The organism is Citrobacter sp. wls613 (assembly GCF_005281195.1).
Lineage (GTDB): Bacteria > Pseudomonadota > Gammaproteobacteria > Enterobacterales > Enterobacteriaceae > Citrobacter > Citrobacter gillenii.
Window position 1 is genome coordinate 39,622 of the sequence record NZ_SZXN01000074.1, and the last position, 23,648, is coordinate 63,269.

At 51.7% G+C, this 23,648-nt stretch carries 22 protein-coding genes and 3 pseudogenes; 11 read left to right on the forward strand and 14 right to left on the reverse strand.

Translation table 11 applies throughout. The features are described from left to right. The 3 genes from fdxH to fdhE all read left to right on the forward strand — a co-directional run. On the forward strand, nucleotides 1–817 hold an 817-nt coding region (fdxH, locus tag FDX01_RS18275; RefSeq protein WP_249361014.1), incomplete at its 5' end, for a formate dehydrogenase subunit beta. Continuing rightward, the gene (fdoI, locus tag FDX01_RS18280) at nucleotides 814–1,449 is read left to right on the forward strand and encodes a formate dehydrogenase cytochrome b556 subunit (protein ID WP_096758858.1); all 636 of its coding nucleotides are present in this window, start codon (nucleotides 814–816) and stop codon (nucleotides 1,447–1,449) included. The genes fdxH and fdoI, both read left to right, overlap by 4 nt. Next, nucleotides 1,446–2,375, forward strand: coding sequence for a formate dehydrogenase accessory protein FdhE (gene fdhE / locus FDX01_RS18285; RefSeq protein ID WP_096758859.1), 930 nt, complete (start codon nucleotides 1,446–1,448; stop codon nucleotides 2,373–2,375). Before fdoI ends, fdhE begins: the two co-directional genes overlap by 4 nt. 126 nt (nucleotides 2,376–2,501) lie before the next feature. Here the strand turns inward: fdhE and fabY are convergent, their stop codons facing one another. The 7 genes and pseudogenes from fabY to typA form a co-directional block, all read right to left on the reverse strand. Further along, nucleotides 2,502–3,443 (reverse strand): fatty acid biosynthesis protein FabY, encoded by a 942-nt coding sequence (fabY, locus tag FDX01_RS18290; protein WP_153064726.1) that lies wholly within the window; start codon nucleotides 3,441–3,443, stop codon nucleotides 2,502–2,504. 44 nt (nucleotides 3,444–3,487) lie between these two features. Next, on the reverse strand, nucleotides 3,488–3,925 hold the full coding sequence (dtd, locus tag FDX01_RS18295; protein ID WP_096758864.1) for a D-aminoacyl-tRNA deacylase: 438 nt from the start codon (nucleotides 3,923–3,925) through the stop codon (nucleotides 3,488–3,490). Nucleotides 3,926–3,927: 2 nt separating this feature from the next. Next, nucleotides 3,928–4,794, reverse strand: coding sequence for a virulence factor BrkB family protein (locus FDX01_RS18300; protein WP_115259810.1), 867 nt, complete (start codon nucleotides 4,792–4,794; stop codon nucleotides 3,928–3,930). Beyond that, nucleotides 4,788–5,387, reverse strand: a complete 600-nt coding sequence (gene yihX, locus FDX01_RS18305) for a glucose-1-phosphatase (protein ID WP_137400239.1) — start codon at nucleotides 5,385–5,387, stop codon at nucleotides 4,788–4,790. Before yihX ends, FDX01_RS18300 begins: the two co-directional genes overlap by 7 nt. Nucleotides 5,388–5,492: 105 nt before the next feature. Continuing rightward, nucleotides 5,493–5,846 (reverse strand): annotated as a pseudogene (locus tag FDX01_RS18310) (DeoR family transcriptional regulator); the annotation flags it as partial. 11 nt (nucleotides 5,847–5,857) lie between these two features. After that, nucleotides 5,858–6,010: pseudogene (locus FDX01_RS23970) on the reverse strand (hypothetical protein); the annotation flags it as partial. Between the two features lie 98 nt (nucleotides 6,011–6,108). Further along, entirely contained in the window at nucleotides 6,109–7,932 is a 1,824-nt protein-coding gene (gene typA, locus FDX01_RS18320; protein ID WP_115259820.1) for a ribosome-dependent GTPase TypA, read from the reverse strand. Nucleotides 7,933–8,311: 379 nt separating this feature from the next. Here typA and glnA point away from each other — a divergent pair, with 379 nt between their 5' ends. The 4 genes from glnA to FDX01_RS18340 all read left to right on the forward strand — a co-directional run bounded on the left by glnA (nucleotide 8,312) and on the right by FDX01_RS18340 (nucleotide 12,608). Continuing rightward, nucleotides 8,312–9,721 (forward strand): glutamate--ammonia ligase, encoded by a 1,410-nt coding sequence (gene glnA / locus FDX01_RS18325; RefSeq protein ID WP_137400240.1) that lies wholly within the window; start codon nucleotides 8,312–8,314, stop codon nucleotides 9,719–9,721. A gap of 194 nt (nucleotides 9,722–9,915) precedes the next feature. Continuing rightward, nucleotides 9,916–10,965, forward strand: a complete 1,050-nt coding sequence (gene glnL, locus FDX01_RS18330) for a nitrogen regulation protein NR(II) (RefSeq protein WP_115259821.1) — start codon at nucleotides 9,916–9,918, stop codon at nucleotides 10,963–10,965. A gap of 11 nt (nucleotides 10,966–10,976) precedes the next feature. Beyond that, complete coding sequence (gene glnG / locus FDX01_RS18335) at nucleotides 10,977–12,386, forward strand: nitrogen regulation protein NR(I) (RefSeq protein WP_115260010.1); 1,410 nt, start codon at nucleotides 10,977–10,979, stop codon at nucleotides 12,384–12,386. 111 nt (nucleotides 12,387–12,497) lie between these two features. Next, the gene (locus FDX01_RS18340) at nucleotides 12,498–12,608 is read left to right on the forward strand and encodes a YshB family small membrane protein (protein WP_096758886.1); all 111 of its coding nucleotides are present in this window, start codon (nucleotides 12,498–12,500) and stop codon (nucleotides 12,606–12,608) included. Nucleotides 12,609–12,695: 87 nt separating this feature from the next. Here the strand turns inward: FDX01_RS18340 and hemN are convergent, their stop codons facing one another. The 3 genes and pseudogenes from hemN to FDX01_RS18355 all read right to left on the reverse strand — a co-directional run bounded on the left by hemN (nucleotide 12,696) and on the right by FDX01_RS18355 (nucleotide 15,108). After that, entirely contained in the window at nucleotides 12,696–14,069 is a 1,374-nt protein-coding gene (gene hemN / locus FDX01_RS18345; protein WP_115259822.1) for an oxygen-independent coproporphyrinogen III oxidase, read from the reverse strand. A 188-nt stretch (nucleotides 14,070–14,257) separates the two neighbouring features. Next, entirely contained in the window at nucleotides 14,258–14,773 is a 516-nt protein-coding gene (yihI, locus tag FDX01_RS18350) for a Der GTPase-activating protein YihI (protein WP_096758888.1), read from the reverse strand. Between the two features lie 110 nt (nucleotides 14,774–14,883). Further along, nucleotides 14,884–15,108: pseudogene (locus FDX01_RS18355) on the reverse strand (hypothetical protein). A gap of 227 nt (nucleotides 15,109–15,335) precedes the next feature. Between FDX01_RS18355 and yihA the strand changes: the two are divergent. Next, nucleotides 15,336–15,968: a ribosome biogenesis GTP-binding protein YihA/YsxC gene (yihA, locus tag FDX01_RS18360; protein ID WP_096759489.1), complete on the forward strand. Its 633-nt coding sequence runs from the start codon at nucleotides 15,336–15,338 to the stop codon at nucleotides 15,966–15,968. A gap of 333 nt (nucleotides 15,969–16,301) precedes the next feature. Here yihA and polA read toward each other — a convergent pair whose 3' ends face one another. After that, entirely contained in the window at nucleotides 16,302–19,088 is a 2,787-nt protein-coding gene (gene polA, locus FDX01_RS18365; RefSeq protein ID WP_137400241.1) for a DNA polymerase I, read from the reverse strand. Nucleotides 19,089–19,451: 363 nt separating this feature from the next. Between polA and FDX01_RS18370 the strand changes: the two genes are divergently transcribed. Next, a complete protein-coding gene (locus tag FDX01_RS18370; RefSeq protein ID WP_137400242.1) occupies nucleotides 19,452–20,387 on the forward strand; it encodes an acyltransferase in 936 nt (311 codons plus the stop codon). Nucleotides 20,388–20,400: 13 nt separating this feature from the next. On the opposite strand, the gene dsbA is transcribed toward FDX01_RS18370, so the two are convergent. The 3 genes from dsbA to FDX01_RS18385 form a co-directional block, all read right to left on the reverse strand. Continuing rightward, nucleotides 20,401–21,024 (reverse strand): thiol:disulfide interchange protein DsbA, encoded by a 624-nt coding sequence (gene dsbA / locus FDX01_RS18375; protein ID WP_096758891.1) that lies wholly within the window; start codon nucleotides 21,022–21,024, stop codon nucleotides 20,401–20,403. Between the two features lie 16 nt (nucleotides 21,025–21,040). Continuing rightward, the gene (locus FDX01_RS18380) at nucleotides 21,041–22,027 is read right to left on the reverse strand and encodes a serine/threonine protein kinase (RefSeq protein WP_137400243.1); all 987 of its coding nucleotides are present in this window, start codon (nucleotides 22,025–22,027) and stop codon (nucleotides 21,041–21,043) included. A gap of 76 nt (nucleotides 22,028–22,103) precedes the next feature. After that, nucleotides 22,104–22,373 (reverse strand): YihD family protein, encoded by a 270-nt coding sequence (locus FDX01_RS18385; RefSeq protein WP_042325406.1) that lies wholly within the window; start codon nucleotides 22,371–22,373, stop codon nucleotides 22,104–22,106. A 69-nt stretch (nucleotides 22,374–22,442) separates the two neighbouring features. On the opposite strand from FDX01_RS18385, the gene mobA reads away from it, so the two are divergent. Together mobA and mobB are read left to right on the forward strand one after the other, a co-directional pair. Continuing rightward, nucleotides 22,443–23,027, forward strand: coding sequence for a molybdenum cofactor guanylyltransferase MobA (mobA, locus tag FDX01_RS18390; protein WP_117343628.1), 585 nt, complete (start codon nucleotides 22,443–22,445; stop codon nucleotides 23,025–23,027). After that, entirely contained in the window at nucleotides 23,024–23,527 is a 504-nt protein-coding gene (gene mobB, locus FDX01_RS18395; protein WP_135912789.1) for a molybdopterin-guanine dinucleotide biosynthesis protein MobB, read from the forward strand. Before mobA ends, mobB begins: the two co-directional genes overlap by 4 nt. Nucleotides 23,528–23,648: the final 121 nt, after the last annotated feature.

A 23,648-nucleotide genomic window follows, 5' to 3' on the forward strand; every position in this document is an offset into this window, starting at 1 on the left:
AGTGGCCAAGCTCATCGACGTCACCACCTGCATCGGTTGTAAAGCCTGTCAGGTGGCCTGCTCAGAGTGGAACGATATCCGCGATGAAATCGGCAGCAACGTTGGGGTGTACGACAACCCCGCCGATTTGACCGCCAAATCCTGGACGGTGATGCGCTTCTCGGAAGTGGAACAAGACGACAAACTGGAGTGGCTGATCCGCAAGGATGGCTGCATGCACTGTGCCGATCCGGGCTGCCTGAAGGCGTGTCCGGCGGAAGGGGCAATCATTCAGTATGCCAACGGCATTGTCGACTTCCAGTCCGAGCAGTGCATTGGCTGCGGCTACTGCATTGCAGGCTGTCCGTTCGACGTGCCGCGCCTCAACCCGGAAGACAATCGCGTCTATAAATGTACGCTGTGCGTTGACCGTGTTGTGGTAGGACAAGAACCGGCCTGCGTGAAAACCTGCCCAACCGGCGCGATTCATTTCGGCACCAAAGAGTCGATGAAAACGCTGGCAGGCGAGCGCGTGGCAGAGCTGAAAACCCGTGGCTACGATAACGCCGGACTGTACGATCCGATAGGCGTTGGCGGTACGCACGTTATGTACGTACTGCATCATGCCGACAAGCCGAATCTGTACCATGGCCTGCCGGAAAACCCGGAAATCAGCGCCACCGTGAAGTTCTGGAAAGGCATCTGGAAACCCCTCGCAGCGGTCGGCTTTGCAGCGACATTTGCGGCCAGCATCTTCCACTACGTCGGCGTAGGTCCGAACCGTGCGGAAGAGGAAGAAGACAATCTGCATGAAGAAAAAGACGAGGTGCGCAAATGAAACGACGTGACACCATCGTGCGCTATACAGCGCCGGAACGCATCAACCACTGGGTCACCGCCTTCTGCTTCATGTTGGCGGCGATAAGCGGGCTGGGCTTTTTCTTCCCATCCTTCAACTGGCTGATGCAAATCATGGGCACCCCGCAGCTGGCGCGAATTCTGCACCCGTTTGTCGGCGTGATTATGTTTGCCTCGTTTATCATCATGTTTTTCCGTTACTGGCACCACAATCTAATCAATCGGGATGATATCTTTTGGGCGAAGAATATTCGTAAGATCGTCGTCAACGAGGAAGTAGGTGACACGGGACGTTATAACTTCGGCCAGAAATGCGTATTCTGGGCGGCGATTATCTTCCTGGTCCTGTTGCTGGTGAGCGGAGTGATCATCTGGCGCCCGTATTTTGCGCCTGCTTTCTCAATCCCGGTGATCCGATTCGCGTTAATGCTGCATTCATTTGCCGCAGTAGCGTTAATTGTGGTTATCATGGTGCACATTTACGCCGCCCTTTGGGTGAAAGGCACCATTACCGCGATGGTGGAAGGATGGGTCACCAGCTCATGGGCGAAGAAACATCACCCACGCTGGTACCGTGAAGTCCGCCAGAAACAGGAAAAGTCATCTGAATGAGTATTCGCATAATCCCGCAAGATGAGCTGGGTTCGAGCGAGAAACGCACGGCGGATATGATTCCGCCGTTATTGTTCCCCAGACTCAAAAATTTGTATAACCGCCGTGCTGAGCGTCTGCGCGAGCTGGCCGAAAACAACCCGTTGGGTGATTATCTGCGCTTTGCTGCGCTGATCGCTCATGCGCAGGAAGTGGTGCTGTACGACCATCCGCTGCAGATGGACCTGACCGCGCGCATCAAAGAAGCGAACGATCAGGGCAAACCGCCGCTGGATATCCACGTTCTGCCACGCGATAAGCACTGGCAAAAACTGCTGCAATCGTTAATTGCTGAGCTGAAACCAGAAATGAGCGGCCCTGCGTTAGCGGTGATCGAGAATCTGGAAAAAGCCTCCGAGCAAGAGCTGGAACTGATGGCCAGCGCGCTGTTTGCTTCTGATTTTGCGTCGGTCAGCAGTGATAAAGCGCCGTTCATCTGGGCCGCGCTGTCGCTCTACTGGGCACAAATGGCCAGCCTGATCCCCGGCAAAGCCCGAGCGGAATACGGTGAACAGCGCCAGTTCTGCCCGGTGTGCGGTTCGATGCCAGTCTCCAGCATGGTGCAAATCGGTACCACTCAGGGGCTGCGCTATCTGCACTGCAACCTGTGTGAAACCGAGTGGCACGTGGTGCGCGTGAAGTGCAGCAACTGCGAGCAAAGCCGTGATTTGAACTACTGGTCACTGGATAACGAACAGTCTGCGATTAAAGCTGAAAGCTGCGGCGACTGCGGGACTTACCTGAAGATTCTGTATCAGGAAAAAGACCCCAATGTCGAAGCCGTTGCCGACGACCTCGCCTCGCTGATGCTGGACGCGCACATGGAGCAAGAGGGCTTTGCCCGCAGCTCCATCAACCCGTTCCTGTTCCCGGGTGAAGGGGAGTAAGTCTACTCACAACCCGGTGAGCATTTCACGCTGCCGGGTTGTCCTTTAGACGCTTAATGCCTGAATAACTCGTCTGGAATCGTTAGCAATAGCGAACGGGGTAGAATGAAAAACAGGGATTTGCCCCTACTCCTCTTCGTTTCCTCCTTCTTCGTAGGCACCAAATGGTTTTGCGGGTAGCACAATGTAGGTGCCTTCAAACACCACACCTGCCGCATCATCGCCAAAGACCTCTACCTGCATCTGGACACGCGCCTTACGGCCTCTCGCCAGACGGTCAAGATCGCCACTCAGCGAACCCAGATCGGCAATGGCCGTCGGCTTGCCGGTGATCGGTCTGCTGTAGCGGATATGCGCATCGGCGAGGATAATCGTTCCGCCCAAATGGCGCTCGCGCAGCATTAGCCAGATCAGCCCCCAACCGGTTAACGTAGCCAGAGAAAACAGGCTCCCGGCAAACAGGGTATGGTGCGGGTTTTGATTGCCGGTTTCGGGCATAGTGGTAATGAATTTTTGCCCGGTATACTGCTGAATACGCACGCCCATTTTCTCGCTCAGCGGAATATGTTCGTACCAGGCTTGCTGAAGCTGTCCACACCAGTCACCGCGATGAAGAATATCATCCAGTGTGGCAATGGGCTTGATCATCAAAAAGTGGCGTACCGGCGTGGTTTGCGGCGTGGTGATTTCACCCTGGCTCACAAAACCCAGCTTGGCAAAAAATTCGACCGCATCTTCACGGGCGCTACAGGTTACGCGCTTGACCCCTTCCTGACGCGCCACAGATTCCAGGGTCATCGCCATCAGCGTGCCTAAGCCCTTCTCCTGCACGGACGGGTCTACAGCCATAAAGCGTATGGAGGCTTCGTTATCCGCATTGATATACAAACGCCCTACCGCGACCAGATTGCCCTCTTCATCCACCACCATCTGGTGGTGCGCCATCGCATCCCAGGCATCCCGCTCGGAGCCTTTTGGCTGATGCAGCGGTTTACGCAACATCTCCCAGCGAAACTGGTAGTAACGCGCCAATTCTTCTTCTGTTTGCGGCACTCGAAGGTGATACATAGTTGTATTCTCTCTTGTTACCCGCGACCACGCCGGAAGCTGGTTCATACCTGTAACCAGAACGTCACGGGGCCATCATTAACCAGTGAAACTTGCATATCCGCAGCGAATCGTCCGGTTTGCGTATTCATCTCCTGTTGGCGACAGCGCTCAACAAAGTATTCATATAACGCTTCTGCACGATCGGGCGCAGCGCCCTTTGAGAAGCCCGGGCGCATGCCCCGTTCGGTATCTGCCGCCAGCGTAAACTGTGAGACCACCAGCACGCTGCCACCCGCCTGTTGTACGTTCAGGTTCATCTTACCTTCGGCATCGCTAAAAATTCGATAGCCGAGCACGCGCTCGCAAAGGCGGTTCGCTTTCTGTTCGTCATCATCCCTTTCGACACCTAATAAAACTAAAAGTCCTGGGCCAATTTCACCCGTCACCTCATCCTCCACGGTGACGCTGGCACGGGTTACGCGCTGAATCAATGCAATCATATTTATTCTGCTTCTTCTTGTTCTGCGGCTTGTTTGAGTTTGCGGTATTCACCGAGAGTGACAGTTATTTCCGCGCCTAGCAAGACGATACACCACGTCCAGTATACCCAGACGAATAAAATGGGGATCACCGCCAGCACGCCGTAGATCAACTGATAAGACGGAAACATCGTGATATAGAGTGCAAATCCTTTCTTCCCAGCTTCGAACAGCACCGCGGCGACAAAAGCGCCGATCACCGCATCACGATTGGGTACGCGCGTGGTAGGTACAATGCTGTACAGCAGCCAGAATGAGAGCCAGGAGAGCACCAGCGGCAATACCCTCAGGACGTTATCAATAACGGTATTGAGATCGCTGGCCCAGCGCAGGGACAAAAGATAAGAGCTGATCGCCAGACTGGCACCCGCCAACAACGGGCCCAGCGTTAAAATCATCCAGTACACCGCAAACGAATACACTTTGGGCCGGGTGCGTTTGCTGCGCCAAATGGTATTCAGTGCGCTGTCGATGGCATACATCAGCAACAGCGCCGTCACAATCAGCCCACATGCGCCGACGGCGGTCATTTTGTTCGAGTTCGCGACAAACTGTTCGATATAGCGCTGAATAACATCGCCGGTGGCCGGAATAAAATTAGCGAATATAAAATGTCGCAGCTGAATGCTGACGTCGGAAAACATGGGAAATGCGGCGAAAAGCGCAAAAACAACGGCGATAAGCGGCACTAACGAAAGCAACGAGACGTAAGCCAGGTTGCCCGCCAGTGTCGTCATGTTATCCTCATCAATGCGTTGCCATAATAACTTCAGCCAGGCCCGTACAGGACGCGTATGGTGCCTGGCTTTTTGATGCACGTTTTTTAGCATAACACCGTCGCGAAATAGTCAGGTATGGTCGTTTTATCAACGACCAGGATGCTGGTGATCCCTAACTGGTTAGCCCCTTCAATATTATCGGCGTTATCATCAAAAAAGACCGTATCTGCGGCAGAAAAACCTTCGGACTGCAGAACATGCTGGTAAATCCGCGCTTCGGGTTTACGCATGCCGAGTTCCTGGGAAAGATAGATATGGTCCGCAGCCTGGCGAACTTCTGGGTACTCATCCGGCCAAAATGTCGTATGCAGGCGGTTGGTATTCGACAGCACCACGACACGATGCCCCTGCTCACGCAGTTTATGCATGATGTCGATGACGTCGGGGCGTAGCGCAACAAAAACGGCCTGCCAGCCATGGGAAAACTGTTCGTAACTCAACGGCAGCGCCATGTCATGACACAGCGCCTCGGCAAACGCCTCATCGGTTATTTCACCCCGCTCATGTTGGCGAAAAGCGTCCCCCATGGTGAAACTTTGCTTTAGCGAAGCCAGCGGGACACGGCTCAGATCGCTCCATGTGCCTAACACGCGATTGAAGTCGATATCGACAATCACATTACCCAAATCAAAGATATAGAGCATGTCCTTCTCCTTACTCGCCATGGATGAATAACTGTAGCGGGAAAGGAGAAGTTTGACTATGCGTGCGTGATGGCTTTGACGTTTCCGAGTCACCACTAGAGGGGATTACATTGCCAGAGCGTCATCCTGGGAGGGACTCACCTGCACAATTTCCACCTGCTGCGACTGGAGCAGGTTGTGCAATGCCGGACCGGGATACTCATCGGTAAACAACGCCGTCACCTGAGACACGTTACCAATCTCTACCGCTGCGGAAGCCGTGTATTTCGTATGATCGGCAGCCAGCAGAATATGCCGCGAATGGGCCATCATCGTTTTCACCACGCTGGCTTCGTTGACATCAAATTCCAGCAGCGCGCCATCGTTTTCTATCGCCCCGACGCTGGTCACCAGATAATCTGCCCGAAAATCAGCCACAAACGCGGTGGCTGAAGGGCCGATAATCCCGCTGTTGTGCGGCAACTTCTGGGTACTGAGAGACCCGATTTTTCTCGATAAATCCCCAGCAACTCTCCCAATTCTCTTTCCGAGGGCAGCTGTCCGCCCGGAGTGGTGATCCCATCTTTAAATCAACGATCTAACTTCTCTTTCGCATTCTCAACGGTCAACTGATTACTCGTCATTGTCTAATTCGTCAACGTAATCCCGCCGGGAACCAGGGATTGCGGGCAAAAAAAAACCCCACCTCTTAAGGCAGGGTCTTGTCATTAAAGCACGTTAATTAGTCTTCTTTCGGACCACGCATCGCACGTTTACGATCGTTTTCAGTCAGGTGACGTTTACGAATACGGATAGACGTTGGTGTTACTTCTACCAGTTCGTCGTCATCGATGAATTCCAGAGCCTGTTCCAGAGTCATTTTCTGAGCTGGAACCAGCGTGGTGGCTTCATCAGTACCGGAAGCACGCATGTTGGTCAGTTTCTTACCGGTCAGGCAGTTTACAGTCAGGTCGTTAGAACGACTGTGAATACCGATGATCTGGCCTTCATAAACTTCTGCGCCGTGACCCAGGAACAGCTTACCGCGGTCCTGCAGGCTGTACAGTGCAAACGCAACAGCTTTACCCTGACCATTAGAGATCAGCACGCCGTTCTGACGCTGGCCCACTTCGCCCGGACGAACATCGTCGTAATGGCTGAAGGTGGAGTACAGCAGACCGGTACCGGAGGTCATGGTCATGAATTCTGAACGGAAGCCGATCAGACCACGGCTTGGGATCACGTAGTCGAGACGTACGCGGCCTTTACCATCTGGATTCATGTTTTTCAGGTCGCCTTTACGCTCGCCCAGTGCCTGCATAACAGAACCCTGGTGCTGCTCTTCGACGTCCAGCGTTACGTTTTCGAATGGCTCTTGTTTACGGCCATCGATTTCGCGGAAGATAACTTTCGGACGGGAAACCGCCATCTCGAAACCTTCACGACGCATGTTTTCAATCAGAACGGACAGGTGCAGTTCACCACGACCAGACACGCGGAATGCGTCTGCATCCGGAGTCTCTTCAACACGCAGTGCAACGTTGTGTACCAGTTCTTTTTTCAGGCGGTCAAGGATCTGACGAGAAGTAACGTACTTACCTTCTTTACCGCAGAACGGAGAGGTGTTTACGTTGAAGAACATGGTCACGGTCGGCTCATCAACAGACAGCGCCGGCAGCGCTTCAACATTCTGCGGATCGCAGATGGTGTCGGAGATGTTCAGTTCGCCCAGACCAGTGATCGCGATGATGTCGCCCGCTTCTGCAACGTCGCTCTCGATACGCTCAAGACCCAGATGGGTCAGAACTTTACCGACTTTACCGTTGCGAGTTTTGCCTTCGCTATCAATGATAGTGATCTGCTGGTTCGGTTTAACTTTACCGCGCTTGATGCGACCGATGCCGATAACACCCACGTAGTTGTTGTAGTCCAGCTGAGAGATTTGCATCTGCAGCGGGCCATCAAGGTCAACGTTCGGAGCCGGTACACGGTCAACGATGGTCTGATACAGCGGGGTCATGTCTTCCGCCATATCTTCGTGATCCAGACCTGCGATACCGTTCAGCGCTGAAGCGTAAACGATCGGGAAGTCCAGCTGTTCGTCGGTCGCGTCGAGGTTAACGAACAGGTCGAATACCTGGTCAACAACCCAGTCAGGACGCGCGCCAGGACGGTCAACTTTGTTGATAACAACAATTGGCTTCAGGCCATGAGCAAAGGCTTTTTTGGTCACGAAGCGCGTCTGCGGCATCGGACCGTCCATTGCATCAACCACCAGCAGCACGGAGTCTACCATGGACATTACACGTTCAACTTCACCACCGAAGTCGGCGTGTCCCGGGGTATCAACGATGTTGATACGGTAGTCATTCCACTTGATAGCGGTGTTTTTAGCGAGGATGGTAATCCCACGCTCTTTCTCCAAATCGTTGGAGTCCATCACGCGCTCTTGGGTTTCGGCACGAGAGTCGAATGTACCGGATTGTTGGAGCAGCTTGTCTACCAGGGTGGTTTTACCATGGTCTACGTGCGCGATGATGGCGATGTTACGCAAATTTTCGATCACAACTTTGCCTCAGGCATTTTAGAAATAGCGCGTTATTGTACACGGATTAATCGCAGTACAAAACAGGATCACAAACATCCTCCGCAAACAAGTATTGCAGAGTTTCTTTGTGATCACATTCACGGAGCGTTAAAAGGGGTAATCTCATGTCAATTGCACCATTATAGTGCTTAATGTTCACATAGAAGCACTATAATGGTGCAATACAACCTTCATGGTGCAACCCCTTTGCACGATGATGCGCATGATAACGCCTTTTGGGGGCAATTTAAAAGTTGGCACAGATTTCGCTTTATATTTTTTACGGCGACACGGCCAATTTTTGCAGAATTGAAGACCTCGTTACCACGACGACAATGACCAATCCGGGAGAGTAAGTATGTCCGCTGAACACGTTTTGACGATGCTGAACGAACACGAAGTGAAGTTTGTTGATTTGCGCTTCACTGACACTAAAGGTAAAGAACAGCACGTCACGATTCCTGCTCATCAGGTAAATGCCGAATTCTTTGAAGAAGGCAAAATGTTTGACGGCTCCTCAATCGGTGGCTGGAAAGGCATTAACGAATCAGACATGGTTCTGATGCCAGATGCTTCTACTGCACTTATTGACCCGTTCTTTGAAGAGTCAACTCTGATCATCCGTTGTGATGTCCTGGAACCAGGCACACTGCAGGGTTACGACCGCGACCCGCGCTCCATCGCAAAACGTGCTGAAGAATACCTGCGTACCACCGGCATCGCAGACACCGTGCTGTTCGGGCCAGAGCCAGAATTCTTCCTGTTCGACGACATCCGTTTCGGTAGCTCTATTTCCGGTTCCCACGTCGCTATCGATGATATCGAAGGTGCATGGAACTCCTCCACCAAATATGAAGGTGGTAACAAAGGTCACCGTCCTGGCGTGAAAGGCGGCTATTTCCCGGTTCCTCCGGTTGATTCTTCCCAGGACATCCGTTCTACCATGTGTCTGATTATGGAAGAGATGGGACTGGTGGTTGAAGCACATCACCACGAAGTGGCGACTGCGGGCCAGAACGAAATTGCTACCCGCTTTAACACCATGACCAAAAAAGCGGACGAAATTCAGATCTACAAATATGTGGTTCACAACGTCGCGCACCGTTTCGGTAAAACGGCAACCTTTATGCCAAAACCAATGTTCGGTGATAACGGTTCCGGCATGCACTGCCACATGTCCCTGTCCAAGAACGGCGTAAACCTGTTCTCCGGTGACAAATATGCGGGTCTGTCTGAGCAGGCACTGTTCTACATCGGTGGTGTTATCAAACACGCTAAAGCCATCAACGCCCTGGCGAACCCGACTACCAACTCCTACAAGCGTCTGGTCCCGGGTTACGAAGCACCGGTTATGCTGGCGTACTCTGCCCGTAACCGTTCCGCTTCCATCCGTATCCCAGTTATTGCGTCTCCAAAAGGGCGTCGTATCGAAGTGCGCTTCCCGGACCCGGCGGCTAACCCGTACCTGTGCTTTGCAGCACTGCTGATGGCTGGTCTTGATGGTATCAAGAACAAGATCCACCCGGGCGAAGCAATGGACAAAAACCTGTACGACCTGCCACCGGAAGAAGCAAAAGAGATCCCACAGGTTGCTGGCTCTCTGGAAGAAGCACTGAACGAACTGGATCTGGACCGCGAGTTCCTGACTGCAGGCGGCGTGTTCACCAATGAAGCGATCGATGCGTACATTACGCTGCGTCGCGAAGAAGATGACCGCGTGCGCATGACCCCGCACCCGGTAGAGTTTGAGTTGTACTACAGCGTTTAATCGTTTGAGTTGTACTTTCCAGATAAGGTCGCGTCACGCGCTGGCGCGATAACCTGGAATTGAGTTGCCGTGGAAACTTTCAGCCCATCACACGATGGGCTTTTTTCTCCGCCAACGAACTGATCCTTCGCGCTTTTTCTACGTGAAAGCTATAATGCACTAAATTGGTGCAACCTTTTTCAGGAGACTGCTGAATGGCAACCGGCACGCTGCCCGATGCTGGGCAGATCCTCAATTCGTTAATTAACAGCATTTTACTTGTCGACGATGAGCTGGCGGTGCATTACGCCAACCCCGCGGCACAGCAGCTGCTTGCCCAAAGTTCCCGCAAACTGTTTGGCACGCCGCTTTCTGAACTGCTGAGTTATTTCTCATTAAACATCGGGCTGATGCGAGAGAGCCTGGAAGCGGGTCAGGGCTTTACGGACAACGAAGTGACGCTGGTGATAGATAGCCACTCGCATATCCTCTCTGTGACCGCCCAGAGGCTGCCTGATGGCCTTATTCTGCTGGAGATGGCGCCCATGGATAACCAGCGCCGTCTGAGTCAGGAGCAGCTCCAGCATGCCCAGCAAATAGCCGCCCGCGATCTGGTACGTGGTCTGGCGCATGAAATTAAAAACCCGTTGGGTGGATTACGCGGTGCAGCACAACTGCTCAGTAAAGCGCTACCGGATCCAGCCCTCAAGGAATATACCCAAGTCATTATTGAGCAGGCAGACCGCCTGCGTAACCTGGTCGACCGCCTGCTGGGGCCGCAGCAACCCGGTATGCACATCACGGAAAGTATTCACAAGGTGGCAGAGCGCGTTGTGGCACTGGTGTCGATGGAACTCCCGGAGAACGTCACGTTGATCCGCGATTACGACCCGAGTCTGCCAGAAATACTGCACGATCCTGACCAGATAGAACAGGTTCTGCTGAATATCGTGCGTAATGCGTTACAAGCGCTGGGACCGGAAGGTGGCGAGATTATTCTGCGTACCCGCACCGCGTTTCAGCTCACATTGCACGGCATGCGTTACCGCCTGGCGGCGCGTATTGACGTTGAGGACAACGGTCCGGGTATTCCTCCACATTTACAGGATACGCTGTTCTACCCAATGGTCAGCGGTCGCGAGGGGGGAACCGGGCTGGGATTATCTATCGCCCGTAATTTGATTGATCAACATTCCGGCAAAATTGAATTTACCAGTTGGCCGGGTCATACCGAGTTCTCGGTTTACCTGCCTATCAGGAAATAGAGGTGACGTTTATGCAACGAGGAATAGTCTGGGTCGTTGATGACGATAGTTCCATCCGTTGGGTGCTTGAACGTGCGCTCGCAGGGGCAGGACTCAACTGCACCACATTTGAAAGCGGTAAAGAGGTACTGGACGCGCTCGCCAGTAAAACGCCGGACGTGCTGTTGTCGGATATTCGCATGCCGGGGATGGACGGCCTGACGCTGTTAAAACAAATTAAACAGCGTCATCCGATGCTTCCGGTCATCATCATGACCGCGCACTCCGATCTGGACGCCGCCGTCAGCGCCTACCAGCAAGGGGCGTTCGATTACCTGCCCAAGCCGTTTGATATTGACGAAGCTGTGGCGCTGGTTGAACGCGCCATAAGCCATTATCAGGAACAGCAGCAGCCGCGTAATGTTCAGATCAACGGCCCCACCACCGATATCATTGGTGAAGCCCCAGCAATGCAGGATGTCTTTCGCATAATTGGCCGGCTTTCCCGCTCTTCAATTAGCGTCTTGATCAACGGTGAGTCCGGGACCGGTAAAGAGTTGGTCGCTCATGCTCTCCACCGTCACAGCCCGCGTGCCAAATCGCCATTTATCGCCCTTAACATGGCGGCAATTCCGAAGGATTTAATCGAATCTGAACTGTTTGGCCACGAAAAAGGCGCCTTTACCGGCGCCAATACCATTCGTCAGGGACGCTTCGAACAGGCGGATGGCGGCACGCTGTTTCTCGATGAGATTGGCGATATGCCGCTGGACGTGCAAACGCGATTGCTGCGTGTATTGGCCGACGGACAGTTTTACCGCGTCGGCGGCTATGCGCCGGTGAAGGTGGACGTGCGCATTATCGCGGCTACGCACCAGAATCTGGAACTGCGGGTACAGGAAGGCAAGTTCCGCGAGGACTTGTTCCACCGACTGAACGTCATTCGCGTTCATTTACCACCGCTGCGCGAGCGACGGGAAGACATCCCTCGCCTGGCGCGTCATTTCCTGCAGGAAGCCGCTCACGAGCTGGGTGTGGAAGCCAAGCAGTTACACCCTGAAACCGAGGCCGCACTGACGCGTCTGGCCTGGCCGGGTAACGTTCGTCAACTAGAGAACACTTGCCGCTGGTTAACCGTGATGGCCGCCGGGCAGGAAGTGCTGATTCAGGACCTGCCGGCTGAGCTATTTGAAGCAAGCGTTCCAGACGCGCCCTCACATATGCAGCCTGACAGCTGGGCAACACTGCTGGCACAATGGGCTGACCGGGCACTACGCTCCGGTCATCAAAACTTACTCTCTGAAGCGCAGCCTGAAATGGAACGCACGCTGTTAACCACCGCGCTGCGCCATACTCAGGGCCATAAACAGGAAGCGGCGCGCTTACTCGGATGGGGGCGTAATACCCTGACACGTAAGTTAAAAGAGCTTGGCATGGAGTAAGGGATTTTCGCTGTGTAAAGATTGATAATTGAGCGCAAAGCGCTGCTATTTTGCGCTTTACTGTTCCGATGAGTTAAGTATGATCGTGCCCGGAAAACGGGGGAAGTCATCATGCTGGAATCAATTATTAATCTGCTGTCGAGCGGCTCGGTTGAAAGCCATACGCCGCAAACTGCGGTTGCCGCGGTGCTGTGTGCGGCGCTGGTTGGGCTGTTTAGCTAGCGGGTTTGTCGGGTGGCGCTTCGCTTACCCGACCTACATATTGAGATGTCGTAGGCCCGGTAAGCGAAGTGCCACCGGGCAACGTCATTAGATGACCCGCGAGAACTGCTGCATCCGTGCTTTCTGGCGCAGGTACGCATCAAAGCACATGCAAATATTGCGGATCAGCAGACGACCTTTTGGCGTCACCTGAATCCCCTTCTCATTCACATCCACCAGCCCATCTTTCGCCAGCGGAGCCAACAGCTTCAGGTCTTCAGCAAAATAGTCAGCAAAGTTCAGATCCCATTGCTGTTCTACGACGGCGTAGTCGAGGCGGAAGTTGCAGATCAGTAGTTTAATCACATCCCGGCGAATACAGTCATCTTGGGTCAGTGCAATACCGCGCCACAGCGCATTTCCCTGCTCATCCACCTGCTGATAATAGTGCTTCAGCTCTTTTTGGTTCTGCGCGTAGTTGTCGCCAATCATACTGATGGCGGAAACGCCCATGCCCAGCAGGTCGGTATCGCCCTGGGTGGTATAACCCTGGAAATTACGGTGCAGAACACCCTCGCGCTGGGCAATCGCCAGCTCGTCATCCGGGCGGGCAAAGTGATCCATCCCAATGAACTGATAACCTGTTTCGGTCAGCGAGGAGATGGTCTCCTGCAAAATATCCAGCTTCTGTTGTGGGCTGGGCAGGTCAGCATCTTTGATTTTACGCTGCGCGGCAAACAACGTTGGCAGGTGCGCATAGTTAAAGACACTCAGGCGGTCGGGATTGAGCTCAGCCACCCGCTTCAGGGTAAAGGCAAAGCTTTCCGGCGTCTGTTTTGGCAGACCATAGATGAGGTCAATGTTGGTCGAGGTAAAGCCAATCTCACGCGCACGATTAATCAGTGCAAAGATAAACTCCTCGTCCTGCTCACGGTTTACCAGGCGCTGAACTTCTTTATTGAAGTCCTGCACCCCCATGCTCAGGCGGTTAAAGCCTTCAGCACGTAAATGATCGAGCACATCGAGTTCGATTTCACGCGGATCAACTTCGATCGAGATTTCTGCATCCGCGTTAAAATCGAAGTTATCACGCAGCAGCGTCATTAAGCGGCTAATCTGCGTTTTATTCAGATAGGTTGGCGTACCGCCGCCCCAATGCAACTGGCTAACATGACGGCCAGCAAACAGCGGCGCGCGATGAATAATCTCTTGTTCTAAAACGTCCAGATATTGATCGGCCTTATGCTGCTGGCGGGTCACAATTTTGTTGCAGCCGCAGAAATAGCACAATTTATGGCAGAACGGGATATGGACGTACAAAGAGAGTGGACGTTCAGGGTAACGCGCTACGGCTTGCAGAAATGCTTCAGCACCGTAGTCTGCAGAAAACTCCAGCGCGGTCGGATACGAGGTGTATCGTGGCCCGGAATAGTTATATTTCTGGATCAGGGCCAGGTCCCAGTCGATTAGCTGCTCAGACATGCTCACTCCTTCCGATGGCGTTTCTGGCGGGTACGGCGTACCGGCTTACCCCCACTGCGAGTGATAAGCCGGTTGCGCAGCCACTTTTGGCGCCGCGACAATCGCTGTAGTTTAACGAATAACCACACCAGATAACATATAACCGGAAGGGTTATAAGCAGGACGGGAAGACCCACGGTACAAAACCGTTAGTTACCGCCCTTCAGCAGGCGCATCATGTCTTCCTGCTTTTCTTCTTCTTCGTCAATTTCTTCGTCATCATCGTAAGAGAGCCCCAGTTTCTGCATCAGCTCATCGATGCGATCCAGCTTGGCATCCACCCAGGACTGATCTTCAGCACTCAGGATCTCTCCCGCTTCAAGACGTTCCAGCAGCGCATCCAGGCGCTCATCCGTTTCCAGTAAATCCAACTCAGCCTGTGGTGAAAGCATAGGTTTCTCACTCTTCGGTTTGTGCTGTTTGGTGACTTTTTCAGTCACACCCAATGCAATGGGAGTTTTACTGCCAATACGAGGATCTTTGTGTTTGTTTTGGTTTCCGCCACCTGATGCACCGTCGCTGCCAGTCGCACGGCTGCCCGCCGCAAGACCACGGTGTTTTTTCTGACGCTTACGGTCGCGAGCTTCCAGGTTAATTTCTTCGCGTGTCTTACGACGCGCCTTTGCAGGACCTTTCCCGCGAGGTGTAGAAGTTGTTTTCATCATGATTCGTCTTTGGCTGTTTTTATTCAGTATATAATTGCGCCGGAATCTAGCAGAAATAAAGAAAAAAGGCGACAGAGTAATCTGTCGCCTTTTTTCCTGACTCTCAACCCTTAACGGGCCCTACAATCCCTGTCGGCTATCAACACACCCTGTTTTTCCCTTAGCCAGAAACATTCCGTGTTGTTTCCATTTCCTTTTACTAACGTCTCCGGACGTTTGTCTTCCTGACAATCCTGCGTCTTCGCCTCCTGGCGCTCCTGACCCTCATCCTGAGTCGTTTATCCTGTTAGCTCCCTTGCTATGGACGCTACTTTACTCTTTTGGGTAACACGCACAAGTAACCGACTTAACAGTTTCAGTTTTTCAGAATATTTCTTAATGGTAATTATATGATTTATTTAATTTATATTGTTATGCACTCTCTCATCTCGCATAAATACTATCGGCAATGTCTCACAAAGCCCGCGCTTTTAACTTACATAACCCGCGCGTCGAAAAATCCGCCTTTTGCTGGTGTTCAGGTATAATCGCTGCAAAGCCTTGATTGATGGAGACGACCACGTTGACTAACTTGAATTATCAACAGACGCATTTTGTGATGAGTGCGCCTGATATTCGCCATTTACCTTCCGATACAGGAATTGAAGTGGCTTTTGCTGGCCGTTCCAACGCAGGCAAATCCAGCGCACTAAATACCCTGACAAATCAAAAGGGTCTGGCACGTACATCTAAAACGCCGGGCCGTACTCAGCTCATCAACTTGTTTGAAGTGGTTGACGGTAAACGTCTGGTTGACTTGCCGGGGTACGGGTATGCAGAAGTTCCGGAAGAGATGAAGCGCAAATGGCAGCGCGCGCTGGCAGAATATCTGGAGAAACGTCAAAGCCTGCAAGGTTTAGTCGTACTGATGGATATTCGCCATCCACTGAAAGATCTCGATCAGCAGATGATTTTGTGGGCCGTAGAGAGCAACGTTCAGGTGCTGGTATTACTGACCAAAGCGGACAAACTGGCCAGCGGCGCACGCAAAGCACAGTTGAATATGGTGCGTGAAGCAGTGCTGGCGTTTAATGGCGATGTACAGGTAGAAGCATTCTCATCGCTGAAAAAGCTGGGCGTGGATAAACTGCGTCAGAAACTGGATACCTGGTTTAGCGAACTGGCGCCTATTGAAGAGATGCAGGACGGGGAATAACCTACCGATATGCCGGATGGCGCCGCTGCGCGTCTTATCCGGCCTACAGCATGTGCGAAACCTTTCTTTCGCACAATAAAAAACGCCCCAGTCATTACTGACTGGGGCGGCTAAAATATTCAGCCAAATCCGATTACGTGAAGTAAAAGGTCTGAAAGATAGAACATCTTACCTCTGTACCCTACGAGAATAACTTTACTCTTTTTTGAGCAGCGCAGAAAGCACTTTTTGTAATTTTTTTTCACTCCCGGCATAGGAAATTTTAATGGTCATCACAAAAAGCGCTAACTTATGTTGCTTAGTTACGAAAAGAGCGCGTTATTCAGCAAACCCTTAGTGCGCTTGATCCCAGTTTTCACCGCTTCCGACTTCCACCAGCAACGGCACATCAATTCGCGTTCCGTTCTCCATCAGCTGATGGATTTTTTTCGAGACGCTATCGAGATCATCTTTGTGCACTTCAAACACCAGTTCATCATGTACCTGCATGATCATACGTACGCGAGGCTGTTCGGTTTGCAGCCAGCCGTCTACGGCAATCATAGCGCGCTTAATAATGTCCGCAGCGGTGCCTTGCATCGGGGCGTTAATCGCCGCACGTTCCGCACCTGCACGACGCGCACCATTACTGGATTTGATATCCGGTAAATAGAGGCGACGTCCTTCCAGCGTTTCAACGTACCCTTGCTCTTTTGCCTGCGCACGCGTGCGTTCCATATATTCCAGTACGCCCGGGTAGCGTTCGAAATAGAGATCCATGTACTTCTGTGCTTCTTTGCGTGGAATATTGAGCTGGCGTGCAAGACCGAAGGCGCTCATGCCGTAGATCAGACCAAAGTTGATGGCCTTCGCGCTGCGGCGCTGTTCACTGGTCACGGAATCAAGAGGTAAGCCAAAGACCTCTGCAGCCGTGGCGCGGTGAATGTCTTTTCCTTCGGCAAAGGCGGTAAGCAGCCCCTTATCACGCGAGAGGTGCGCCATAATGCGTAGCTCAATCTGCGAGTAGTCCGCCGAGACAATGACATAATCTTCTGGTGCAATAAATGCCTGGCGAATACGGCGTCCTTCCTCATTACGCACCGGAATATTTTGCAGGTTAGGATCGGTAGAAGACAAACGCCCGGTCGCCGTAACTGCCTGATGATAAGAGGTATGCACACGGCCAGTTTTAGGGTTGATCATCAGCGGAAGTTTATCTGTATAAGTAGACTTCAATTTTGCCAGCCCACGATATTCCAGAATCACCTTCGGCAGCGGATAATCCAGCGCTAACTCTTCCAGCACCTCTTCTGACGTTGACGGCGCGCCGCCCGGCGTTTTCTTCAGCGGCTTGATGCCCTGCTTTTCAAACAGAATGGTTTGCAGCTGTTTAGTGGAAGAGAGGTTAAAGGCTTCCCCGGCAATCTCGTGCGCTTTTTGCTCCAGCTCGTTCAAACGCAGCGTCAGCTCTGCTGAATGCTTGTGCAACACGGCAGGGTCGATTTTTACACCGTTGCGCTCGATGCGGGACAGGACCGGGACCAACGGCATATCGATATTCTCGAAGACGTTTAGCGGTCCTTTATGTTTTTGCAGCTCTGGCCACATTTTCAGATGCAGCTGTAGCGTGACGTCGGCGTCCTCCGCGGCATAACGACCAGCTTCTTCCAGCGCAATCTGGTTAAAGGTCAGTTGGTTTTTACCTTTCCCGGCGATCTCTTCGAAGGTGATCGTTTTATGTTTCAGCCAGCGGTCAGACAGGCTGTCCATATCGTGTCGCCCGGCAACGCTGTTAAGAATGTAGGATTCGAGCATGGTATCAAAGACGATACCGCGCAGTTCGATACCGTAGTTCGCCAGGACGCCACGGTCATACTTCAGGTTTTGCCCAACTTTATGCGCTTTTTCGTCTTCCAGTAGCGGCTTCAGCAGCGTCAGCGCCCGATCACGGGAAATTTGGTCAGGGGCATCCAGGTAGTCATGCGCGACAGGAACATACGCCGCCACACCCGGTTCAATAGCGAAAGAGAGCCCTACCAGATTCGCGGAGATATTATCCAGGCTGTCGGTTTCGGTATCAAAAGCAAAGACGGGCGCTTTTTCCAGCTTCGCAATCCACGCTTCCAGCGTCGTCTCGTCCAGAATCGTCACATAGTTATCGTATGAGAGAACCGTGGCGGGCTCCTCAGGCGTTTCATCAATAACGATGGTTTCCTGTGGTTTTGCGGCAGGTTTTGTGCCTTTTGCCTGCAGCCATTTCCCGGCTTCAACGTCGGTGACCCAACGTTTGAACTCATATTGTTTGAACAGATTTAACAGCTCGTCCACTGCAGGTTGTCGTACTTCCAGCTGCTCGCAGGTTAATTCCAGCTCGACATCCGTTTTGATGGTTGCCAGCTTATAAGAGAGGTAAGCCACCTCTTTATTCTGCTCGAGCTTGCCAGCCATGGTTTTTGCGCCACGGAACGTCAGACCCGCTATTTTTTCTGATTCAGCATAGAGCGTATCCAGCCCGCCCAACCCCTGGAGTAACGCCTGAGCCGTCTTTTCCCCCACGCCCGGCACGCCAGGAATGTTATCAGAAGAGTCGCCCATCAGCGCCAGGAAGTCGATAATCAGTTCCGGCGGCACGCCATACTTATTTACCACCTCATCCGGGCCGAGGATCGTATTGGTCATGGTGTTGATGAGGGTGATATTCGGCGTCACCAGCTGAGCCATGTCTTTATCACCGGTACTGATCAGCACCGGACGGCCAATTTGCTCTGCTTCACGTGCCAGCGTACCGATAACGTCGTCCGCTTCTACGCCTGAAACAGCCAGCAGGGGTAACCCCATGGCTTTTACCATCGCGTGCAGCGGTTCAATCTGCGCGCGTAGATCGTCTGGCATCGGCGGACGATGCGATTTGTAGTGCTCGAATAATTCATCACGGAAGGTTTTACCCTTGGCGTCGAATACCACCGCCGCATGCGTCGGCTTATATTGCAAAATCAAGCTACGCAGCATGTTGAGGACACCGTACATCGCGCCCGTAGGCTCTCCTGTGCTGTTGGTCAGCGGTGGGAACGCATGGTATGCGCGATACAGGTAAGATGAGCCATCTACAAGGATAAGTGGGTTTTCTGGGATCTGAACCATAATGTCCATGCCTGTTTATCAGATTATGGGTAAAGGATGCCACAGACAGGATGAAAACATGAGTTTTTCGCCGCATTTGTCGAAAAACTTTTGTAGATCTTCTGTGTTGTTCGCAATGTGAGCTGTGGATAAGTTTGTGAATAAATAATTTTCAGCCCTTTAAATACAGCAAGATAATTTATGAATCATAATAATTCTGCATATTTTTCATTATGTTATTTCATGACGCAGAATTTTATATCATCTTTTCAGCTTATAGCTGGATGTGGATAGATATTCCCTTTTTTTCTATTCAGCGAAGATCCATCATTTGGTTCGTTTTCTGATAAAATTAGCCCCTTGCGCCCTTTTAGCGCACTATTTATGGCTAACCTTTTGAATAATTTAATTATGGCGAGAATACTCGCCGCGATAACGCTGCTGCTGAGTATCGCATTGACCATATTGGTCACGATTTTATGTTCCGTGCCAATCATCCTGGCCGGAGTTGTAAAACTGCTTTTGCCTATTCCTTTCGTCTGGCGCAAGGTATCCCTCTTTTGTAATTTCATGATGTACTGCTGGTGTGAAGGTCTGGCGCTATTGCTACACCTTAATCCACGACTGAAGTGGGATGTTGAGGGGCTGGAAGGTCTGAGCAAGAAGAATTGGTATCTGCTCATCTGTAATCACTACAGCTGGGCCGACATCGTTGTGCTTTGCGTTTTGTTTCGTAAGCATATCCCGATGAATAAATACTTTCTTAAGCAGCAGTTAGCCTGGGTGCCTTTTATTGGTCTGGCATGTTGGGCGCTGGATATGCCATTTATGAAACGCTATTCGCGCGGTTATTTGCTCCGTCACCCTGAACGACGTGGTAAAGATGTGGAAACAACACGTCTTTCTTGTGAGAAGTTTCGTGTGCATCCAACAACGATCGTGAATTTTGTCGAAGGCTCACGGTTCACCCACGAGAAATGCCAGCAGACCCGATCTCCCTATAAAAACCTGCTGCCACCTAAGGCTGCCGGTATTGCGATGGCGCTGAATGTCTTAGGATCGCAATTCGATAAGTTGCTGAACGTCACGCTGTGTTATCCGCAAAACAGCAGCCATCCTTTCTACGACATGCTGAGCGGTAAGTTAACGCGCATTGTAGTACGGGTGAATCTGGAGCCGGTGAAAGAGGAATTACACGGTGATTACGTCAACGATAAAGGGTTTAAGCGTCGGTTCCAGCTGTGGCTGAATACGCTCTGGGCCGAGAAAGATGCGCAAATAGATGTGATTAAAGCCTCAACTAAAAAAGCCGGTCTCTGACCGGCTTTTTCGTTTACTTCTGGCCTACCAGATATTTCACGGTATCGGCATACTGCTGTACAAAGATATCCATGCTGCTGGTATCCATGCCTTGCGGATTCACCTGATATTTGCCATTCACAAACATCGCCGGAACCCCCTGCAGTTGCAGATCGGCAGCCGCTTTTTCCTGCTGAGCGACCAGTGATTTCACCACGAAGCTGTTCCATGCCGCATCATAGTCTTCACCTTTAATACCCGCATCAACAAATACTTTACGGATATCAGCGGTAGACTGGACGGTCTGAGTTTTCTGCACCGCTTCAAACAACGGTACTGTGACCTTATCTTCTACGCCCAGCGCCAGCGCAACCGCCCACGCCTGAGTCAGATCTTTGCCCAGAGGTCCCAAAAACTCAACGTGGTATTTGGTCATCTTGGTGCCTTCAGGCAGTTTTTTCTTCACGTTATCAGACACGTGAAGCACTTCTTCAAACTGGTAGCAATGCGGGCAGTAGAAGGAGAAGAACTCCAATACCTGCGGTTCACCCGCAATAGGCTTTTCCAGTGTGATGTACTGCTTACCATCCTGGAACTGCGCTGCCGATGCGCTAAAAGCTAAAACCATACCAGCCAGCGCCAGCCATATTTTTTTCATGTCCATGTCTCTCCGATTAATACATTGGCGTTAATTGTAAGGGGGGTTGTTGCAGAATTTTTGCCTGCTCAATAAAGGTCGCCGTCTGACGGTGCCAGTAATCTTCTCCGGTTAACCACGGGAAGTTTTTTGGAAACGCAGGATCATCCCAACGTCGAATCAGCCAGGCTAGATAATAAACTAAACGCATGGCGCGTAAAGGTTCTATGAGTCCTAATTCAGCGACGTCGAACTCAGTAAACTCTTCATAAGCTTCGATAATGGTTTCAAGCTGCATGCGCTGCTCGGCTTTATCACCATTAAGCAGCATCCATAAATCCTGAATGGCCGGGCCATTGCGGGCATCATCTAAATCGACAAACATCGGACCATCGCGCCACAGAATATTTCCGGCATGACAGTCACCGTGCAGGCGCAGAGTGTCAAAACGCGTATGCCACCGTTCGGTAACCACGGTGATAAGCGCATCCGTTGCTTTCAGAAATGCCGCTTTTTGCCCTGATGGAATAATCGATGCACTGTCGAAAAGTTTACGCGGTTCAATCAGATACTCGTCGAGGCCAATGGTCGGTCGAAAAGCAAAAGGCTGTTTTCGCCCGGTTTGATGCAGACGTCCGAGATAGCGACCAACCGACTCCATTTGATCGATATTGTCGGCTTCAAACTGCCGACCTCCTACGCTGGGGAATATCGCATAGTGGAACCCTTGATGCCCCAGTAACGTCTGGCCATCAAACACCATCGGCGCCGCAACCGGCACGTCATCACGCACCAGTTCCAGTGCAAACTGATGTTCTTCCTCTATTTGATCGACGGACCAACGCTCAGGGCGGTAAAACTTTACGACAAAGCGTCGACGGTCTTCGTCCTGGAATTGGTAGACACGGTTTTCATAGCTGTTGAGCGGGGTAAGCCCGGAATCCACCCGGATCCCCTGCTCAAACAGCGCATCCATGATGGTATCCGGGTGTAGCGTTTGGAAAGTAAAAGCGTTGTTATTCATCCCATCATCCGGAAATTACTACGAATGATTCAGGATATCATTTCGCAGCACTTTCGGTGGCGGCGATTACAAGCTTTTACTCTTTAATTACGCCACGAGCGCGCAGCAATGCGGTTTTAAAGTCTTCTTCATAATCTTTCTGAATACCTGGGATCACCGCATCCTTCGCTGAGTCACGCATTTTCAGGTGATAGATCAGAATGTCATCAGTTAAATCCGCCAGTTCTCCGTCAAAACCTGACTCTTTCGCCAGTTTCTGTAAAAATTGCATCAGGTTAAGATCGGGTTCTTTCTGCCAGGCTGGCTGGAGGAGTTCAATAACTTCATTCAGACGTTTACATTTCATGGTTGTGCTCCTTACGCTTAATACAGATACGTTAGCAGGGTCAATCCCACATTAAAAGAGGCGATATCAGTGATTCTGGATAGTGCAATTACAGGGGTTGTCCTGGCGGGCGGTAAGGCCAGGCGGATGGGGGGTGCAGATAAAGGACTGCTTGAGCTAGACGGCAAACCTTTGTGGCGGCACGTCGCCGATGCGCTCGCCTTACAGGTCGAGACCGTCGTGGTTAATGCCAATCGCCATAAGGATATTTATCAGCAAAGTGGTCTGAAAGTTATCCCTGATTCATTACCTGATTTCCCTGGCCCGCTGGCCGGAATGCTGTCGGTATTTTTACAACTGGCAGGTGACTGGTTTTTATTCTGCCCCTGCGATATGCCCTATATTCCCCACAACCTGGTCGCAAGACTGGCAGAACAGCGCCAAAATGCGCCAGTGGTGTGGGTGCATGATGGGGAGCGGGATCACCCGACAATTGCACTGATGCACAGAGCAATGCAGCCGTTACTGCAGGAGTATCTTCAGGCAGGTGAACGACGGGTGATGGTCTTTATGCGCCAGGCCGGCGGACACGCCATCGATTTTAGCGATCATAAAGATGCGTTTGTGAATGTGAACACACCTGAAGAATTGGCCAGATGGCAGGATAAATCATGATCCCATTGCTCGGTATTGCCGCATGGAGCGGCACAGGAAAAACCACACTGCTCAAAAAACTGATCCCGGAACTGTGCGCCAAAGGCATTCGTCCAGGATTAATTAAGCATACCCACCACAACATGGACGTCGATAAACCCGGCAAGGATAGCTATGAGTTACGTAAAGCTGGCGCAGCGCAAACACTGGTTGCCAGCCAACAACGCTGGGCGTTAATGACGGAAACGCCGGCAGAACCTGAGTTAGATTTAGCCTATCTGGTGAGCCGAATGGATGCTACAACACTGGATTTGGTACTGGTTGAGGGTTTTAAACACGAACCTGTCGCCAAGATCCTGCTTTTTCGTGAAAATTGCGGGCATAGTGCACAAGAATTGACGATTGATGAGTATGTTGTTGCGGTTGCCAGTGATGTTCCACTTGAAGTGGATGTCCCACTTTTAGATATCAACGACGTACAACAAATTGCAGGGTTTGTTGCACAGTGGCTGGGACGTTAACCAACCTGTAATCTGCAAAATTGTGCCTGATGACTTTGCGCTTATCAGGCCTACCATTCCGGCAGCGAGCAAGCACTTCCCAAAAACACAGACGCAAAAAAGCCCATCCGTCAGGATGGGC

What these genes read in the sequence shown, in the direction of transcription:
- fdoI (WP_096758858.1), top strand. Translation starts at nt 814, where the DNA reads ATGAAACGACGTGACACCATCGTGCGCTATACAGCGCCGGAACGCATC.
- fdhE (WP_096758859.1), top strand. Translation starts at nt 1,446, where the DNA reads ATGAGTATTCGCATAATCCCGCAAGATGAGCTGGGTTCGAGCGAGAAA.
- fabY (WP_153064726.1), bottom strand. Translation starts at nt 3,443, where the DNA reads ATGTATCACCTTCGAGTGCCGCAAACAGAAGAAGAATTGGCGCGTTAC.
- dtd (WP_096758864.1), bottom strand. Translation starts at nt 3,925, where the DNA reads ATGATTGCATTGATTCAGCGCGTAACCCGTGCCAGCGTCACCGTGGAG.
- FDX01_RS18300 (WP_115259810.1), bottom strand. Translation starts at nt 4,794, where the DNA reads ATGCTAAAAAACGTGCATCAAAAAGCCAGGCACCATACGCGTCCTGTA.
- yihX (WP_137400239.1), bottom strand. Translation starts at nt 5,387, where the DNA reads ATGCTCTATATCTTTGATTTGGGTAATGTGATTGTCGATATCGACTTC.
- glnA (WP_137400240.1), top strand. Translation starts at nt 8,312, where the DNA reads ATGTCCGCTGAACACGTTTTGACGATGCTGAACGAACACGAAGTGAAG.
- glnL (WP_115259821.1), top strand. Translation starts at nt 9,916, where the DNA reads ATGGCAACCGGCACGCTGCCCGATGCTGGGCAGATCCTCAATTCGTTA.
- glnG (WP_115260010.1), top strand. Translation starts at nt 10,977, where the DNA reads ATGCAACGAGGAATAGTCTGGGTCGTTGATGACGATAGTTCCATCCGT.
- FDX01_RS18340 (WP_096758886.1), top strand. Translation starts at nt 12,498, where the DNA reads ATGCTGGAATCAATTATTAATCTGCTGTCGAGCGGCTCGGTTGAAAGC.
- hemN (WP_115259822.1), bottom strand. Translation starts at nt 14,069, where the DNA reads ATGTCTGAGCAGCTAATCGACTGGGACCTGGCCCTGATCCAGAAATAT.
- yihI (WP_096758888.1), bottom strand. Translation starts at nt 14,773, where the DNA reads ATGATGAAAACAACTTCTACACCTCGCGGGAAAGGTCCTGCAAAGGCG.
- polA (WP_137400241.1), bottom strand. Translation starts at nt 19,088, where the DNA reads ATGGTTCAGATCCCAGAAAACCCACTTATCCTTGTAGATGGCTCATCT.
- FDX01_RS18370 (WP_137400242.1), top strand. Translation starts at nt 19,452, where the DNA reads ATGGCTAACCTTTTGAATAATTTAATTATGGCGAGAATACTCGCCGCG.
- dsbA (WP_096758891.1), bottom strand. Translation starts at nt 21,024, where the DNA reads ATGAAAAAAATATGGCTGGCGCTGGCTGGTATGGTTTTAGCTTTTAGC.
- FDX01_RS18380 (WP_137400243.1), bottom strand. Translation starts at nt 22,027, where the DNA reads ATGAATAACAACGCTTTTACTTTCCAAACGCTACACCCGGATACCATC.
- FDX01_RS18385 (WP_042325406.1), bottom strand. Translation starts at nt 22,373, where the DNA reads ATGAAATGTAAACGTCTGAATGAAGTTATTGAACTCCTCCAGCCAGCC.
- mobB (WP_135912789.1), top strand. Translation starts at nt 23,024, where the DNA reads ATGATCCCATTGCTCGGTATTGCCGCATGGAGCGGCACAGGAAAAACC.